Annotated in this window: 14 protein-coding genes and 1 pseudogene; 2 read left to right on the top strand and 13 right to left on the bottom strand. The window is 37.2% G+C overall.

The features are described from left to right. Positions 1-19 precede the first annotated feature (19 nt). From KDE13_RS02875 to KDE13_RS02815, 13 genes and pseudogenes are all read right to left on the bottom strand, one after another. Positions 20-529, bottom strand: a complete 510-nt coding sequence (locus KDE13_RS02875; RefSeq protein WP_212142797.1) for a TlpA family protein disulfide reductase — start codon at positions 527-529, stop codon at positions 20-22. After that, positions 529-1,239, bottom strand: a complete 711-nt coding sequence (locus KDE13_RS02870; RefSeq protein WP_212142796.1) for an ABC transporter ATP-binding protein — start codon at positions 1,237-1,239, stop codon at positions 529-531. The genes KDE13_RS02875 and KDE13_RS02870 overlap by 1 nt, the downstream gene beginning before the upstream one ends. Beyond that, positions 1,240-2,382, bottom strand: a complete 1,143-nt coding sequence (locus KDE13_RS02865) for an ABC transporter permease (RefSeq protein WP_212139916.1) — start codon at positions 2,380-2,382, stop codon at positions 1,240-1,242. It lies immediately after the preceding gene. Then, complete coding sequence (locus KDE13_RS02860) at positions 2,369-3,661, bottom strand: ABC transporter permease (RefSeq protein WP_212142795.1); 1,293 nt, start codon at positions 3,659-3,661, stop codon at positions 2,369-2,371. Before KDE13_RS02860 ends, KDE13_RS02865 begins: the two co-directional genes overlap by 14 nt. Then, positions 3,658-5,025, bottom strand: a complete 1,368-nt coding sequence (locus KDE13_RS02855; RefSeq protein ID WP_212142794.1) for a Fe-S-containing protein — start codon at positions 5,023-5,025, stop codon at positions 3,658-3,660. The genes KDE13_RS02860 and KDE13_RS02855 overlap by 4 nt, the downstream gene beginning before the upstream one ends. 51 nt (positions 5,026-5,076) lie before the next feature. Beyond that, entirely contained in the window at positions 5,077-5,598 is a 522-nt protein-coding gene (locus KDE13_RS02850) for an iron transporter (protein ID WP_212139919.1), read from the bottom strand. After that, positions 5,595-7,544, bottom strand: a complete 1,950-nt coding sequence (locus tag KDE13_RS02845) for an FTR1 family iron permease (RefSeq protein WP_212141545.1) — start codon at positions 7,542-7,544, stop codon at positions 5,595-5,597. Before KDE13_RS02845 ends, KDE13_RS02850 begins: the two co-directional genes overlap by 4 nt. A 150-nt stretch (positions 7,545-7,694) precedes the next feature. After that, a complete protein-coding gene (gene fdh3B / locus KDE13_RS02840; RefSeq protein ID WP_212142793.1) occupies positions 7,695-8,267 on the bottom strand; it encodes a formate dehydrogenase FDH3 subunit beta in 573 nt (190 codons plus the stop codon). Positions 8,268-8,278: 11 nt separating this feature from the next. Beyond that, positions 8,279-10,933: a formate dehydrogenase subunit alpha gene (locus KDE13_RS02835; RefSeq protein WP_229204354.1), complete on the bottom strand. Its 2,655-nt coding sequence runs from the start codon at positions 10,931-10,933 to the stop codon at positions 8,279-8,281. 60 nt (positions 10,934-10,993) lie between these two features. Beyond that, positions 10,994-11,158, bottom strand: a pseudogene (locus tag KDE13_RS09735) (hypothetical protein); the annotation flags it as partial. A 111-nt stretch (positions 11,159-11,269) separates the two neighbouring features. After that, positions 11,270-11,479: a Tat pathway signal protein gene (locus KDE13_RS02825; protein WP_212142791.1), complete on the bottom strand. Its 210-nt coding sequence runs from the start codon at positions 11,477-11,479 to the stop codon at positions 11,270-11,272. A 274-nt stretch (positions 11,480-11,753) separates the two neighbouring features. Continuing rightward, positions 11,754-12,464, bottom strand: a complete 711-nt coding sequence (locus KDE13_RS02820) for a TorD/DmsD family molecular chaperone (RefSeq protein WP_212142790.1) — start codon at positions 12,462-12,464, stop codon at positions 11,754-11,756. Continuing rightward, the gene (locus KDE13_RS02815; RefSeq protein ID WP_212142789.1) at positions 12,457-14,133 is read right to left on the bottom strand and encodes a 4Fe-4S binding protein; all 1,677 of its coding nucleotides are present in this window, start codon (positions 14,131-14,133) and stop codon (positions 12,457-12,459) included. Before KDE13_RS02815 ends, KDE13_RS02820 begins: the two co-directional genes overlap by 8 nt. A gap of 138 nt (positions 14,134-14,271) precedes the next feature. On the opposite strand from KDE13_RS02815, the gene selA reads away from it, so the two are divergent. After that, positions 14,272-15,597 carry an L-seryl-tRNA(Sec) selenium transferase gene (gene selA, locus KDE13_RS02810; RefSeq protein ID WP_212139927.1) on the top strand — a complete coding sequence of 442 codons (1,326 nt, stop codon included), beginning with the start codon at positions 14,272-14,274 and terminating at the stop codon, positions 15,595-15,597. Then, positions 15,594-17,423 carry a selenocysteine-specific translation elongation factor gene (selB, locus tag KDE13_RS02805; protein ID WP_212141551.1) on the top strand — a complete coding sequence of 610 codons (1,830 nt, stop codon included), beginning with the start codon at positions 15,594-15,596 and terminating at the stop codon, positions 17,421-17,423. The genes selA and selB overlap by 4 nt, the downstream gene beginning before the upstream one ends. The last annotated feature ends 42 nt before the right edge of the window (positions 17,424-17,465 follow it).

Here is a 17,465-nt window from a genome sequence, read left to right as displayed (position 1 = left end):
TAGCTAATTATACCGTAATTTAAAGTATAAGTTTTATCTCATTTTCTAATGTTGGCTTTGGCGTTAATCCAATGAAACGCCTTTTAAGATTGCCATGACTATCAAATATAAATATAGCAGGGACGCCCATTACACCACCAACTACTTTTGAGAAGTAATCAACTGAAATTTTATCACTAATAACATTATAATTAATATCGTGTTCTTTTATAATCGCTAGATCCTTATCAAAGCCAAGGCTTGGTCCAAAGATCCCATAAATGCTAAATTTATCGCTAAATTCGCTGTAAATTTCATTTATTATTGGAGCTTGAGCCATACATACGCCACAACTCGTACCAAAGAAAAATAGCATATACGCCTTGCCATCATTCATCATTAAGCGACGATCTTCTGGAAAATACTGCGTTTTAACACCATTTGGCGAGTTTAGTACGATATGATTTTTATTATACCCATCGTTGCCACATCCAAATAAAACCAATATCATAAAAAGTAGCGAAAAAATGGCCTTAAAATTTACACACATTATTTTATAGCTCCAATTTTAGCATCTGCTTTTACTCGTCTTTCATCGCTTATAACATCTATATTTTCAAGTCTTCCATGTTTTAGATAGACTATCTTATCGCCAAATTCACCAAGATCTGGGTTGTGTGTGATAAGAAGTATCGTCTTGCCTTCGTTTCTAAGCTGTTTAAAAAGCTCCAAAACAACGCGTTCATTTGCTTCATCAAGGTTGCCCGTAGGTTCATCAGCGATTAAAATTTCAGGGTCGTTTATGAGTGAACGAGCGATACAAAGACGTTGTTGCTCACCACCACTTAGCTGACTTGGGCGGTGATCTAGCCTATGTCCTAGTCCCACACGCTCTAACGCCCTTTTAGCGTCATCTTCATCAACACTACTATGGTAATACTGAGCTATCATAACGTTTTCTAATGCACTTAAATACGGCACGAGGTGAAACTGCTGAAAAATAAGTCCTATTTTCTCTCGTCTAAATTTAAGCGTATCATCAGCATTTAAACGACTTGCATCATCTCCGCCTAGCAGATATGTGCCACTAGTTGGCTCATCCATAAGAGAAAGGATATTTACAAGTGTACTTTTACCACTACCGCTTGGACCCATTACACTTATCCACTCGCCACGACTAACATCAAAGCTTATACTATCAAGTGCGACTACATCGCCGAATCTCTTACAAATATCTTTTAGTTCTAATACCTTTGACATCTACTCTCCTCTTAATATATCTGCCATCTTGTTATCTAATGCCCTTTTTATCGGATAAAGAGCTGCAACCGCTGCAAACACAAGCGATATAATAACCGCAAGCGGTACACTTAAAATTCTAAAATCAATACTTGAATCAAATATCGCATATCCAAGCACTTGGGCTAGAAAATAGCCCAAAAATGCACCAAGTAATGCACTCAAAAACGCTATCATAAAGGTCTCAAATCCAAATAGTTTAGAAACGTCATTTTTGCTAGCACCCAACGCCCTAAGCAAGGCTATCTCACGAGAACGAGAGAGTAATATAGAGCTAAGCGTGGTATTTACACACATTGAAGTGATAAGAAGTATTACAAGTGAGACAAGTGCCATTAAAAGCTTGATCTTTTCAAGTATAAAGCCCTCTGACTTTGAGACCTTCGCGACTGGTTTTGCTACGATCTCATCGCTATCTAAATTTTTAGCAAAGGCATTTATCTCATCAAAATTTCCAAGCACAACCGCTTCGGCGTAGTTTATTTTATTCTCTTTTTTAGCTATCTTTTGAGCTAGATTTAGCGAGGTTATGAGTAGTGCGTCCTCTTTATCACCGCTTGCAACTATGCCCTTAATCTTCACTTTTTCGCCATCGTTTGAACCAATAGCACGAAGATCTATCGTATCGCCTACTTTAAATCCTGCCTGTTTAGCCAAGTCAACGCCAATAAGCACGTTTTTATCGTCAAAATCAACATTTATCATTGTCCCATCACGCACATCTAAAAATGGTTTAACGGTTTTTAGTTTACTAAATTTTACACCCATTATTATAGCATTTGTGGGTCCGATATTTGCCTGGGTAAATATATATCCGCTATCTCCAAGTAGTTTATCAGCTGGGATTTTTGCAACTATTTGATTATATTTATCTTCACTCATATCATCAACAATAGCCATATTTGTGGGTGCAAAGATCATATTTGCACCATAAGTTTTAAGCTCACGTGAAACTTTTGAGTCAATGTCAAGATATACATTGATAAACGCCGCACACACACACGCTCCAAGCAGTATAGATACGGCGATAACAGCCACACGAGATGAACCATTTTTTATACTTTTATATATTAAATTTAAAAAGAAATTTCTATTTGCGGTCATAAAGCACCTCAGCTGGGAGTAAATTTATAACATTTCTCATAGGCACTAGCGAGCCAATGACTGAGATAAGCAGGGCAAATGCCACGCATAGCGGTAGCACTATCCACGCTATGCCTATGCCATGAGAAAATATCGTATAAGCCATCACGTAGCTTAGAGCATATCCCAAAAATGCACCTATCACACCAGCAAAAAATGCTACTACAAGGCTTTCGCTCACAAAAAGTGTATAAATTTCAAAGTTGCTTGCACCTATGGCCTTTAGTAAACCAATCTCCTTTTTGCGACGGTAAATTTCACTCGTCATTAGCGATGTTATGCCAATAGCCGAGACGATAAGTGCGATAATGCTGACTATTCCCATTAAGCTTTGAATTTTTTTAACGATATTACTCTCGGCATCACTTACTTGCAAACTAGCCTTTGCACTAATCCCAGCGAAGTTTTCCTCTATCTGATAAGCAATAGAGCTAACATATGCCGAGCAGTACCAAAGATCATACTCAACACTATCAAGGCTGTCTAAATTTCGCCTAGCTTTTAAAGATAGGTCGTTTTCTGGTATCGTCATCGCTGAAACCTCAGCCTTGCTAAACTCGCCAATATGTCCTGAAAGCTCTTGGGCAAGTTTAAGTGAGCCAACAAGTTTATGTGTCTCATCACTATCTCCATTTAAAATACCTATGACTTTAACGCTTTTAGCACTACTTACGCCATTTAAATTTAATGTATCGCCTATTTTTAAGCCCTCACGTTCAGCTAATTCAGCACCTACTAACACCTCATCAATGCTGTCATCCTTCACCCACTCGCCACTAACGCCCCAAAATCCAAAGAGTGTCTTAACACCAGTACTAAACTCAGGCTCATCAGCTAAGCCTATATTTTTATCAAAATATGTCCCAACTAGTGCAAACTCCTTGCCGTTTGTGTCTTTAACATTTATGCTTAAAAATGGTGCAAATGCCACGATATTATTTCGCCAAAATATATCTTTTATCTTGTATAAATTAGCCTCTTTTATAAAATTTTGTGATTTTAACGGCGTAAAACTCTTGCCTTCTATCTCTATGCTAAGGCTATCACCACGTGGCAACACCACGATGTTTGAACCATAGCTTCGTAGCTCACCTGCGACTTGATCACCGATTTTAAGAGTGATATTTAACATACAAGCGATCAAAATTGTAGCTAAAAGTATCGTGATAAACGCCATTAGCTTTTGCACTTTTGAGCCTGTTATGGAGCTTTTTATAAGTCTAAGTTGTATATTTTTCATTTTAAAGTCCCATTAATATCTACATATTTTTCAGGATTTGCCTCAAACTTAGCCTGTGTTTCGTTATTTTCAAAGAAATATGTGCGATTGTAATACAAATATGATCGTGAACCGATATTGCTTACCTTTTTACGGCTAACTGGGTCAATCATCTGTCTTTCAACAACTTTGCTAAAATAGTTTGATCCACTTAAAATAGTCTCATAATCAACCACAATATTTTTACCATCAAAGCTAAACGGCATTGGGATTGGGTTGCAACCGCCCTCTTTACCAACGGATGGCAAGAAAATTCGTACATTGCATGAAATACATATAAGATCATCACCCTTTTTAACATATCCCATATCTCCACATATTGCACAAGCATCAAAGACTATAGTCGGAGATGCTCTATCACTAAAACGGTTAAGTAAAAAAAATCTTACCTCCTTACCCTCATCTGTGATATAGGCATAGCGGTGAAGTTTATTATCCTTTAATATATCAACGTCAAATGTAAATTTATTATCCTTTGGTTCAACTAAAATCGGCTTTGAAATTTGAGGCGGGCGTGATGCATAAAAGTCATAATATAGGCAAAAAATAAGTGCTATGATAGATAATGAAATGATAGTTTTAGCATTCATCTCAGCCTTTTCACGCACAGCCTTTACAAATCTAAATTTAATAACCCCAATCTCACTCTTGCTCACATTCGCAGGGCGTGAGCTAAAGTGCAAAAATGCTAAGATAAGTATGATAAAAATGAAAAAATACACTATAAAAGTTGAGATATAAATACCTTTTGCAACCATAGAGAGAACTTGCGGATAGGTAGGAATTTGTCCTGCCCGCATAAGCTCAAGCATAGCGTTTGAGAGTTTTTCAACGATCAAAGCTGTTAAAACAACAAGGCTAAATAGCCTTAAACTTATTATACTTAAACTCTTTTTTAAATTTGAAATGACAAAAAATGAGATAAAAACAACCAAAAATCCAAATAGCATAAGAAAAAAGCTAATAATACTTTGTGTGTCAAGTAATTCGCCATTAAATAGTGGGAACAATGCACTTATTGCACTATAATTAAACCCATATCCTACGCCAAGTACCAAAAAAGTAAAAATTTTTGCTGGTTTAAACTCAAAAAAAATCCAAAGTAAAGTGATACACAAAAAAATCATAGTTATGCAATCTATGACTAATTTTGTACTAGCATCAAGCAACACGTTACGTGCGATTTTAAATATAATAATCCCAAAAAATACGCCAAATGCGGATAGTAGAAATATATATTTTAAGCTTTTTTCTTTGTTGTTTAAAGCAGCAAAAAGTGTAAATCCAAGCAAAGCAGTTATGACTTGAACGAAGTAAATAGACATAAAAAACCTTAAAAATTTAATATAAAATGGGCGATTTCTCGCCCATTAAAATTATTTAACAGGACCACCTGTCCATTGGAATGTATAAGTAGTTGTAAATGGCTCAAACCATTTGCCAACGCCAGTGTCTTTGTCAGCGTGGCGACCAAAGCCTTGCTTCTCTGGGTTTTCAATGTGAAATTTAAGCTCATAGTTGCCTACGCCAGTATCCATTTTTAAGTTTGCACCATAGTGAGGACCATCGGCCGCAACCATAGGCATAAAAGTGCCTTTTTTGATCTTACCATTGTCTAAATTTTTAAGCTCATAGTTTACTTTTAGATATGGTATCCACTCACCCTCTCCAAAGCCATTTTTATTACCCTCTATGGCGTGAATGTCTGCTTCAAGGTGTAGATCGGCTAGGCTTGGTGCTAGGTCAATGCCTTTTGGCTCCATATCAATAGGCTCTAGATACACAGCTGCTATCTCCATACCATTTATTTCTACAGGCTCGCCTATCGGATGTTCTCCAGCCATAGCAACACTTGCAACGAGGCTAAAAGCCAACACTGAACTTAGAAGTTTATTCATTTTGTCTCCTTTAAAATAGATTGTTTTTGTTTTGATTTCATTATAATTATGCCAACCACAAGAGTTATAATCATTAAAATTTGTGGCACAAGGCTCTCATAGTATGGATGTAATCCTAGCCAATTACCCATCCACTCAGGGAAGTTTAGTCCACTTATCGTTGTAGGGATAAAAATTTTACCCTCAACAAGCTCCATAACGCCCTTGCCGACAAAGACGATAGACATATAAAATATAATCGCTGATGTAAATATAAAAAATGGTTTTATAGGAATCTTGATAGCAAAAATTTTAAATATATAATAAACTATAAGCAAAACGACGACACCAATAACAAATCCACCAGCTATCATAGAATATCCTGCTGCGTCTTTAGCGTCAAATATCAATGCTTGATAAAATAGCACGGTCTCGGCACCTTCCCTAAATACTGCCAAAAAGACAGTCCACCAAAGTGCGGTGGCTGAATTGTTTGATAGAGATTCATTTACTTGACTTTGTATATAGCCACTCCATTTTTTAGCACCTGCGTTTGAGAGTAACCAAAAGCCAACATAAAATAGTAGTGCAACAGCTACAAGCATAGTTATGCCCTCAAGCAGCTCACGTTTTTGTCCTGCGGCAGCTCCAAACATAACATTCATCAGCCATGCCATAACAAAGCTAAGCACTATAGCCACGCCAACTGAGCTATAAACGACTCTATTCATCTTAGCTAAATTACCTGTTTTAACTAGATACGCAACGACTGCAGCAACTATAATGAGTGCTTCAAAGCCTTCACGTAAAATAATAGTCAAAGCCCAGATAAACAACGCCCAAGGTGAGCTTGATGCACTAGTTTTTTCAAGTGCGGTATTAAGCTGAGATGATAACTTATCCGCAAGTGCTTTTAACTCAGACTCACTTACACCTGACTTCATGGCAGCTACTATTGCACTAAATGTGCCTTCAATGGCTGTTTTTAAATTTACGTCTATCGCACCGACCTTATTCTCCATACCGCTTGCTTCAAACTCATCAAAGTAGATATCTTGCACATCGCCCATAGCTTTTGTGGCGTCTCCGCTAACAAAAAGTGCGATGGCTGCTACGGTTTTATCATTGATATTTTTAACTACAGGAGAGTAATCAGTCGATGTGTTAATCTCTTCTTCAATATCGCTCATATCCACAACTGCGATACTAGCTGTCTGGGCTGGAAGCTTTGCAGTTGCGTCATATACAAGCTTTGTTATCTCATTTAGTTTGTTTTTAAAATCATCCTTGCTTATGCCATTACTCGTGCCTTTTATAGCCTCATTCATCTTACGTTGTATATCAGCATCAAGGCTCTTTCCGCTATCTAAGTGTTGTCTAACGGCTATTTCAAGCTTTGTATTTCGGTAGTTTATAAACTTGGCGTCTTCAATTGCACGTCTGGCTTCATCCTTTTTATCGTTATCATAATAAGCCAAAGCGTCAGTTAAATTTTTAGAGATATTTTCAAATACCAACTTCCATTGTGGAATAAAACTAGATGTGTCAAGGCTTGTAGTATCCATCGTAGGTGCGTCTGAATACTCACCAACTAGCCTATGCCCTGTTAGTATCACTGGCAAAACTTCAGTAATCTCGGCATTTAGCTTATCAATCCTTGTTTGTATGCCATCAACTGGCTCATTTGCTTTTATCGCCTTTCTGATGTCACCAAACTGCTTTTCCATCTTATAGGCTTTTTTCTGTCCTAAATTTATACGTATCGCACCTTCAATATCTTCAAAAAGCCCAAAATAAGCATTTTGCGTATCGCTTACTGCCTGAGCTACGTTACCTGCTTTATACTCAGTTACCACTTTATCAAGTGCGATCTTGATCTGCTCTGCAACTTGAGCGAAGTCCTCATTTTTTGCAAATAAAACAAATGGAATAAGCAGAGCTATAAAAATTTTACCAAGTCTTTTCATAAATAGCCTTATAATTAAATTTATTTTTAAAATATCTTTGAGGAATATAGCACATTCTGGCTTTAGTTAAAATAAAAACGATTATCATAAAAAAATATTTTAATAAGTATGTGGAAATTTGAAATTTAGGGAGCAGAAGCTCCCTAAATTTTATAAAAAGGATGGTTGTTTTGCAACTGCATTTTTATTCATTATACGTCTGCGATAGACATTTGCTACCTCTGCCGCATTGCCAACTAAAAGTGCATTTGTGGCACATACAGCGGCACACATAGGCACTTTACCTTCTGCTATGCGATTTTGTCCGTATAAATGAAGCTCTTCGTGCGAATTTGTAGGTTCTGGGCCACCAGCACACATAGTGCATTTATCCATCTCGCCTTTGATGCCAAAGGCCCCATCACGTGGAAACTGCGGAGCACCAAACGGACAGGCATATAGACAATATCCACAGCCTATACATTTGCTTTTATCATGAAGCACAATACCATCTGCACGTATGTAAAAACAATCTACCGGGCACACCTGCTCACAAGGTGCGTCTGTGCAATGCTGACACGCGATAGTCGTTGAGACCTCTTTACCTTCAACGCCATCGTTTAGCGTGATGACCTTACGACGATAGACGCCAACCGGGACTTCGTGGGCTGATGAGCAAGCGACTTGACAACCAAAACAGCTTATACATCTATTTGTATCTACAAAAAATTTCATTCTTGCCATTGCTTCATCTCCTAACCATTATTTGGGCTAAATTCGCCGTATTCATCATAAAATTCTGTCTTAAAGCCCATGTTATCAGCCTTTTCTATCCTACAAAGTCCAGCATTAAACTCCGAAATTTGCGTAACTGGATCAAAGCCGTAGTTTGTTATGGTATTTGAGCTCTCACCGATAACGTAAGGCTTAGTTCCTTCTGGATAACGAGCTGAAATATCCACACCTTGCATAATACCAGCAAAGTTATAAGGCAGACAAATTCTATCTGGTGTGACGCTTCTGTTATGATAGCATTTGACCTTTATTTTCGTGCCTTGCGGTGCGTGTATCCACATCATATCACGATCATTTATACCGTAGTTCATAGCAAGCTCAGGATTAACATAAGCAAACATTTCAGGCGTAATCGCAGATAGATATTTACTAGTTCGCTCTAACATTCCCGCACCACTTAAATTTACTAGACGCATTGAGCTGATGATGATTGGGAAGTTTTTACTCCAATCCTCTTTTTGCTGTTCGCCTTTAAATTTAACTTCAACGCGGAAGTTACGCTCTTGATCGTCAATAGCTGGATACTTTTGCACTAAATCCCAACGTGGCGAATGGATAGGCTCTCTGTGTTTTGGAATTTGATCTATAAACTCCCAAACGATAGCTCTTGCACGTGCATTACCATAAGGTGCGATACCAGCCTCGCGACATTTTGCAAGGATTATACCACTATAGTCCGTCATCCAGTCATCGCCAATTTTAGCTCTCTCTTCTTCGCTAAGTGTGATGCCAAGCACTTGTTCTATATTTGCCTTAGTGATCTGCGGATAGCCACCTTTTACTTTAGCATCTTTAATACTAACGCTCTCATCAGCTAACTGGCTAACGCCGTTATGCTCTAAGCCAAAGCGATTTCTAAAACCTGAACCACCCTCTATATAAGGTACATCTGGACGATAAAGGATAGGTGTGCCGGGGTGTTTTTCATCCCAACAAGGCCACGGAAGTGAATAATACTCGCCCTTAACATCACCACCAATGCCTATAAGCGTATCAGGATCAAAATTTTCCCAATTTTCTTGGTGCTTTTTAAGTCTCTCTGGTTGCCAACCTGTAAGCCCTATGCTTCTACCCATTCTAGCCATCTCGCGTGTAGCGTCTTCTGGCCACTCAAAAGTATCTTTAACAACTTTTAATTCGCCATCTACAATGCTCATTTTAAGAGATTTTGTATATTCTTCATAAAAGCCCCATTTTTTAGCAAATTCAAACATTACTTCATGGTCTGGCTTACTCTCATAAAGCGGATCTACAACCTTGCTTCTCCATTGACCTGAGCGATTTGTAGCGACAACTACGCCAGAGTTTTCAAACTGTGTTGCCACAGGAAGCACATAGACACCGTCTTTTCTATCGCTAAGTATTGCGACTTCATTTACAAATGGTTCAGCTACAACTAACAAATCTAGCTTATCAACAGCTTGTTGAATTTTAGTCAAGTGTGCCATTGATGTTATACCGGTGCCTTGCACCCAAAGCACCCTTAGATCTCCACTTGAGAATGTCTTTTCCTCTTTTAAGACGCCCTGCCACCATTTTGCAAGAGACCAGCCCTTTTCATTTCTCCAATTTCTATCTTCTGGATTTTTAAAATCATGGTAATAATACTCTTGAAATTTAGTACCCTTTACAAGCGTTCCACCTTGTTTTGGCTCTTTTGTAGATACTGCAAAGCGCTTTATAAATTCGTCAAAATCGACACCCCAGCCTTTGCAGAAGTATTTCCAAGCCTTATCGCCAAGCCCATAATATGTCGGCAAAGTATCAGCTAAATTACCCATATCTGTAGCACCTTGGACGTTGTCGTGTCCACGTATAATCTGGCAACCACCACCTGGTTTCCCCATATTGCCAAGCACTAGTTGAAGGATAGATAAAATTCTTGTATTTGAGCTACCAACTGAGTGCTGTGTGATACCAAGCGACCAAGCTATACAAGCTGGTTTAGTAGTGGCAAATAGCTTTGTTACTTGTATGATCTGATCTACCGGCACACCGGTGACATTGCTAGTCTCTTCGGGTGTCCACTTCTTAGCTTCTGCACGAATCTCTTCATCTATGCCGTATCCACGAGTTCGTATAAATTCTTTATCTTCCCAACCATTCTTAAATATAAGATGTAACATACCATAAACAAATGCTATATCCGTTCCAGGTCTAAGTCTCACATAGTGGTCGGCTCTAGCAGCTGTTTTTGTAAAGATAGGATCAACGACGATTAGTTTTGCATTAGTTCTGTCTTTTGCTTGCAAGAAGTGTTTCATACCGCCAACTGGATTTGCAACGGCTGGATTTGCTCCAAAGACCATAATAGCTTTTGAGTTTGCAGCCACATCTCCAAAGTGGTTTGTCATAGCGCCATAACCCCAAGTATTCGCCGCTCCGGCGACTGATGCACTATGTCAAATGCGTGCAACGTGGTCTATATTATTACTACCCCAAAATGCTGCAAATTTTCTAAAATACCAAGATTGTTCATTGCTAAATTTAGCCGAACCTAAAAACTCAACGCAGTCTGGGCCGTGCTGTTTACGTATCTCAAGCATCTTGTCGCCGATCTCGTTTATCGCCGTCTCCCAGCTTATACGCTCCCACTTGCCATTTACCTTTTTCATAGGATATTTTATGCGTTGTTTGCTCTTTGTTAGATCGATCTGATCGATACCTTTACAGCAGTGGCTACCCTGAGATATAGGGTGAGATACTGCCATATCTTGGCGAACCCAAACACCATTATGCACTTCAGCTTCAATACCACAACCTGCTGAACAAATCGAGCATATAGTCCGCACTCTCTTTGAACCCGGATATGGATCTGGTGCTCCATTTAGCTCACTCATTTTTTGAAGCGTATCATTTTCATTACTAAATGCCATAGTGCTACTAGCACCAAGTGCAGCAAGTTTTAAAAACGATCGCCTTGCAACTTTTATATCACTCATACTTTACTCCTAATAAGCGACTTTATAATACTGCTCCCACGATATAGTTTTGTGGTATAGCACCTCTTTTTTATTTGACTTTCCAACTACTACGCCATTAATATCAACTTCATTTATGGTATTTAAACCAGAAGCACCAAGTGTTGTTGCAGTGACAGCACCAGTTATGGCTCCAACTTTGAGAGATTTTTTAAGAAACTCTCTACGATCTTTTTTCATAAAGACAACCTTTCTATAATATGTAAAATTTGCATATTTATATCTACTCCAGTGCAAATTTAGAAAAATATACCTTTTACATAAACCAAGCTCAATGTATTGAGCACCTAAATTTAATATTCTAGAAATATTCAGTTTCTACATATATGCAAATTTAGCATAATAATTTAGATAATAATTTTATTTTTATTAACTAGATATTATTATTTATAAAATTTTAAGATTTAAAGTAGCAAAGATATAAATTTATTTTAAAAATTTATATCTTTTATCTCTAGATCGTGGCAAATTCTTCCCAATGAAGCTTTGATTTTGGAGTTGGCATCTTTGTTTGATATGGTTGTCGGTGAAGTGCCTCTTCCGCTACACTTTGTGTACTTTCTGCCCTTATTGGCGACTCTAAACCAAGTAGTGATCGCTCAAGCAAGATAAAGCTTTGTAAAATGATTGATATACTTTTAAATAAATTTGCTTGTTTGTGCTTTTCAAGCATACTTGCAAACTCGTCGACAAAGCCATTTATCACACTAGAAAATAGCTCGCGGCTTAGCTCGGTGTCGTTACCATTTGCCTCATCTCGCAAAAACGTCGCCATAAGTAAAAATACAAAACCGATGAAATCTTCACTATCTTTACACCTATAAAAATTCCTACGATACTCACTCTTTTTTAAAATTTCTATAACTCTAAGTCTTGCCGCACCATCATCTCTGCCTTCTTCATAAAAGCTTACATTAAGCGGAACATTGATATAGCTCATATCAAAAAGTACAGAGTTTTGCTCCTTTGCAAACTCAGTGAAATTAAATTTAGCCAAATTTTCAAATGCCACCACACTCTCTTCGTTTAGCGGTTGAGTTGAAATTTGGGCTAGTTTCTTATACCAATTTTTAAATCTCGTATCATCTTCGCTGAAAAAAAATGGCTCGGCTAAAAACTCATAATAGTATGATCTAGCCTTTAAAATATCAATATTTTTACTCATAGTATTTACCATCTTTTGATGCGGCGATTTGTGCCCTTATCATCACCTTTGGCTTACAGTCAGCACAGCAGTAAAGTGTCTTTAGTTTTTCTGGCTGATCTGAAAAACGTGGTGCCATTAGTGTTGCGATCTTCTCTACTGCCTTTTTTGTGGCAAACTCTTTACCACACTCTATACACTTAAACAGCTCATCACATGCGAGTTTATTATATGTAAAAAACGATGGTTCAAGCTCTATTTTACCAACTTTTAGCTCGATTGTATTTTTCTCAGCACAGCTTAATTCACAGTAGCCACATGCCGTGCAAATACTTGGATTAAATTTGATAGAGTTGTTGCTTTTATCGGCGATTAAAGCATTAACATTACATGCACCAACGCAACTTAAGCAAAGCGTGCAACTATCTTGATTTATACTTACATATCCGTATTGTATCGGCTCATCTGTATAGATGGTCCCTAAGTTTTCATTACCTATAAAATACGCTAATCGTTTAGCAAAAACTTCGCGTTTTGGTAGGGCGTATTCGCTCGTAGAAAACTCACTGCCTTCTATAAATCCAGCATTTTTAAGAGCAACTTCAAGGCTTAATTTATCCTTTGCTATAAATATCGCTTGGCGGTTAAATTTAAGCTCATAAATTTGGTTTAGTATATCGCTCGCCATCGATACGCCATTAGAGCGTTCATTGCTATAAATAATAACATTTGCACCGCTCTCTTGAAGTAGCGTCATAAGGTGCGTTTGACTTAAAAATTTAGCCCCATCGATCGCAAATGGGACGACATTTGCAGGAAGTTTTACATCCAATTCGTATATATCACTATCTCGTGATACGATCAGCGGAATCTTACCCTTATACATCTTTGCAATATCGACAAAAGCTAAACGTGGCATAATTGCATAATCAATCGAACCACTTGGGCACACGCTCACACATTCGCCACAATTAACACAATCTATATGCGAAAACACAAGGTGCTTTGTCTCATTCTCTTTTAGTATCGCTACTGATGGACAGGCCTCAGCACAGCGACCACAGATCTCGTGACGACGCTCGTGATATTGGCATATACTTGAATCGTATGTGATATAACTTTTATATGGATAAACTGGTGTATGTGAGTTTAAGAAATTTAAAATCTCATCATCGTTTTTATTTGAAATTTCAATACAACCGCTCTGTTTTAGCATATAATCACGTGCATTTTCAACTAACAAAAAGTCGCAATCAAGCTCAAATTCGTCATTTTCACGTAAAATTATAGCTGTTAACTCACCAACTGCTCCGTATATAAATTTTATCTCAAAGTGCGTTAGCTCAACGACTTTATACTCTTGTTTTTTTAATTTTTCAACTAAGTCTGGACGTCCACTATTGCTTACAATGATAACGTTTTTACCAACTTTTTTTTCATAGTCTATATACTTTGATAGATCAAAACATTTAGCATGAGCCTCGTAAAGTATAAGTGCATTTTTGGCTCTATTTAGCATACTATCAAGGGAGTTTTTAAGATAGAAATTTATCTCAGGAGCGATGATGTCAGCTTTTAAATTTGGTGAGTTTGACACTAAAAAATACTCATTTGCATCGTCTGTTATAGTAATCTGTTCGTTTAGCATAACGCCATCTAAATCACCTTTAAAAAAGCCAAATTCTTTCATTTTTTACCTTAAATTTATGGTTTATGGCATATTACTATTATACTGTTTAAAGTTAAGTTAAGTATAAAATTTAAATCGTCAATTCAAGCGATAATATGCTACAATATCAAAAGTAACAAAAAATTACTTGGAGAAAATATGAAATTTTCAGAGCTTCCTCAGGTTGATAAAATTTTAAATTTAGAGTGTTTTAAAGGTGCTTTAAAGCCTATTTTAACAGCTATTACGCATAAGATATTAAACGAACAAAGAGAGCTTTTAAAAAGTGGCAAAACTGCTTTAAGTAAAGATGAGATCATCGCAAAAATCACCGATGAATACATAAAATACGAGCAAAGTGAGCTAAAATCTCTCATAAATGCAACTGGCGTTTGTATGCATACAAACTTAGGACGTAGCGTCATCGACGAGAGATTGTTTGAGCGGGCAAAAGAGATCATATGCTCGTATTCAAATTTAGAATACGACTTACAAACTGGCGAACGTGGTAACCGCTATGATTACACGAGTCGTCTACTATCGGCACTTTTTGGCTGTGAGGACGCTTTAATAGTAAATAACAATGCAAGTGCTGTATTTTTGGTATTAAATACCTTTGCAAAAGGTGGCGAGACGATCGTAAGTCGTGGTGAGCTCGTTGAGATCGGTGGAAGTTTTAGAGTGCCTGATGTGATGAGTGCGTCAGGCACGGAGTTAGTCGAAGTCGGTACGACAAATAAAACTCGACTAAGTGATTACGAAAATGCTATAAATGAAAATACAAAAATGCTACTAAAAGTTCATAGATCAAATTTTGATATCGTAGGCTTTAGTCAAAGCGTTAGTGACGAGCAGATCGCGACTTTAGGGCGTGAGAAAAATTTGATGAGTTATTATGATCTTGGTAGTGGATATGTGGGTGAGCTGCCATTTGGGCTTGGTAAAGACGATCCAAACGTAACTAAAATATTAAAAAACGGTATAAATTTGATGAGTTTTAGCGGTGATAAACTTTTTGGCTCAGTACAGTGTGGCATAATACTTGGCAAACGCGAATTCATAGCACGTTTGCGTAAAAATCAACTTCTAAGAATGCTACGTGTCGATAAAGTCATCATCTCTTTGTTTTGCGAAAGTGTAAAGGCGTATATAAACAAAGAATTTGAGCTTATTACGACAATGAAACAGCTGTATAAAAGTGTAGATGAGCTGACAAGCTTGGCTACTAATATCAATGCAAATCTCGCTTGTCCTTGCGATGTTGTGCAGACTTTGACATTTGTAGGTGGTGGATCTTTACCGAACAAAACACTGCCAAGCGTTGCTCTTAAATTTGGTGGCAATGCACAAGAAATTGAGGCTAAATTTAGAGCGTGTAGAGTCATTGGACGTATTGAAAATGGGGCATTTTTACTCGATCTGCGTTCTATTTTAGACAAAGATATTAAAAATTTAATAAACATAATAAATAAGGTCAGCAAATGAGTGTAATAATAGGCACAGCAGGACACGTAGATCACGGTAAAACCTCGCTTATCAAGGCTTTAAATGGCTTTGATGGCGATAGAATGGAACAGGAAAAAGAGCGTGGCATAACTATAGATCTAAGTTTTTCAAATTTAAAAAAAGGCGATGAGAATATCGCATTTATCGACGTTCCAGGCCATGAGAGCTTAGTAAAGACAATGATAAGCGGAGCATTTGGTTTTGATGCGTGTTTATTAGTCGTTGCGGCTGATGATGGGCTGATGCCTCAAACTATGGAGCATATAAGCGTTTTAAATTTATTAGACGTTAGATCAATTGTTGTTGCAATAACTAAAAGCGATCTAGTCAGCGAGAGCAAGCTAAACGAGCGTGAAAGCGAGATTTATAAATACATTGGTGAGTTTAAAAACTTAAGCATCTTAGAGGTATTTAAAACTAGCATAAAAGATCCTGAAAGTATTAATGAGTTAAGAAATTATTTATTTAATATAAAACCAAAAAATCGCGATACAGACGGACTTTTCCGCTATTATATAGACCGTGTTTTTAGCATAAAAGGTATCGGCTCTATTGTAACCGGTAGTGTCATCGAGGGGAGTGTTAGCAAAAACGAAAAGCTTTTTAACTATGACATCGCCAAAGAAGTTAGTGTGCGAAGTATCCAGATGCACGATAATTTCGTTGATAATGCATCTGCTTCAAACCGTGTAGCTTTAAATTTGACAGGAGTTGAGTTAAGTGAGTTAAAAAAAGGACAACTACTAAGTAAAAAGGGCTTTTTTAGGGGTTTTAACGAAGTCGACACAGTTGTTTTTAGTAGTGAGCTTAATCACAATGAAAACGTTACATTTTGCGTTGGAGCAAAGAGTGTTGCGGCAAAAGCGATCGTATTAAGTCGTGAGAAAAATAGCTTTTTTGTAACGTTTAAATTTGACAAACAGATGTTTTTAAAATTTAATGAGCCATTTGTACTTATCGCAAACTCTCGTGTCATAGGTGGCGGACGTGTGTTAAATCCGATAATGGAGCCTATGAAAAAGCAGAGTAAAATCGCCTTTTTAAACGCTCTAAATACAAAAAATTTCAAAGTCGCATTTGATATGCTAAAGCTTATTCATAAAAATGGCTTTGGGCTAATTAGCTCAGTGCAAAGATTTGACCTAAAACACGATGAGGCTATTGCTATCGCAAAGGAACTAAATAATGCTTTTATCGATGAAGCTGCCTTAAATATATACGATATAGATGCAGTCTCACGCGTAAAAAACTTTATCAAATTTATGCTTGAAAAGAATAAATTTGCAATCTTCTCGGCTTCATCTGTATCACTAAAGCTTGGCTGGGCGAGTGAAAATCTAACACAAGCTGCGATAAATAAGCTAGAAAATGAGCATATCATCACTAAAAACGATGGTGTTTATACAAAAGTAGGTATTGATTTTAGTGAGTTAAAAACTCGTCTTGAAGATGAAATTTATAAAATTTTAGATATGGCCAAACTCGCTCCAGAAGCACCTTATAACATATATGATGAGCTTGAGATAGATCGCGTAAGTGGCGATAATGCCCTTAAAAAACTCACCGCACAAAACCGAGTCATAAGGCTAGCACATAATCTTTTTGTAACGGCAAAAGCGTTGGAATTTGCTATGCGTGAGCTACGCTCTATCATTACTCAAAATGGCTACGTAAATGTGCAAAATGCAAAGGAACATTTAGGCTTGAGTCGTAAATACGTAATCGCTTATTTAGAGCATTTGGACCGATCAAACGACATCATAAAAGATGGACAGAATCGTGTTTTAAATGATAAATTTAAATAATGTTTTACATTATCATATATAATCAACAAAAATTTTTATAAG

Source organism: Campylobacter anatolicus (assembly GCF_018145655.1).
GTDB classification, from domain to species: domain Bacteria; phylum Campylobacterota; class Campylobacteria; order Campylobacterales; family Campylobacteraceae; genus Campylobacter_A; species Campylobacter_A anatolicus.
This window is presented reverse-complemented; position numbering and strand designations above follow the sequence as displayed.

What these genes read in the sequence shown, in the direction of transcription:
- KDE13_RS02850 (WP_212139919.1), bottom strand. Translation starts at nt 5,598, where the DNA reads ATGAATAAACTTCTAAGTTCAGTGTTGGCTTTTAGCCTCGTTGCAAGT.
- KDE13_RS02820 (WP_212142790.1), bottom strand. Translation starts at nt 12,464, where the DNA reads ATGAGTAAAAATATTGATATTTTAAAGGCTAGATCATACTATTATGAG.
- fdh3B (WP_212142793.1), bottom strand. Translation starts at nt 8,267, where the DNA reads ATGGCAAGAATGAAATTTTTTGTAGATACAAATAGATGTATAAGCTGT.
- KDE13_RS02875 (WP_212142797.1), bottom strand. Translation starts at nt 529, where the DNA reads ATGTGTGTAAATTTTAAGGCCATTTTTTCGCTACTTTTTATGATATTG.
- selA (WP_212139927.1), top strand. Translation starts at nt 14,272, where the DNA reads ATGAAATTTTCAGAGCTTCCTCAGGTTGATAAAATTTTAAATTTAGAG.
- KDE13_RS02845 (WP_212141545.1), bottom strand. Translation starts at nt 7,544, where the DNA reads ATGAAAAGACTTGGTAAAATTTTTATAGCTCTGCTTATTCCATTTGTT.
- KDE13_RS02860 (WP_212142795.1), bottom strand. Translation starts at nt 3,661, where the DNA reads ATGAAAAATATACAACTTAGACTTATAAAAAGCTCCATAACAGGCTCA.
- KDE13_RS02865 (WP_212139916.1), bottom strand. Translation starts at nt 2,382, where the DNA reads ATGACCGCAAATAGAAATTTCTTTTTAAATTTAATATATAAAAGTATA.
- selB (WP_212141551.1), top strand. Translation starts at nt 15,594, where the DNA reads ATGAGTGTAATAATAGGCACAGCAGGACACGTAGATCACGGTAAAACC.
- KDE13_RS02855 (WP_212142794.1), bottom strand. Translation starts at nt 5,025, where the DNA reads ATGTCTATTTACTTCGTTCAAGTCATAACTGCTTTGCTTGGATTTACA.
- KDE13_RS02870 (WP_212142796.1), bottom strand. Translation starts at nt 1,239, where the DNA reads ATGTCAAAGGTATTAGAACTAAAAGATATTTGTAAGAGATTCGGCGAT.
- KDE13_RS02815 (WP_212142789.1), bottom strand. Translation starts at nt 14,133, where the DNA reads ATGAAAGAATTTGGCTTTTTTAAAGGTGATTTAGATGGCGTTATGCTA.
- KDE13_RS02825 (WP_212142791.1), bottom strand. Translation starts at nt 11,479, where the DNA reads ATGAAAAAAGATCGTAGAGAGTTTCTTAAAAAATCTCTCAAAGTTGGA.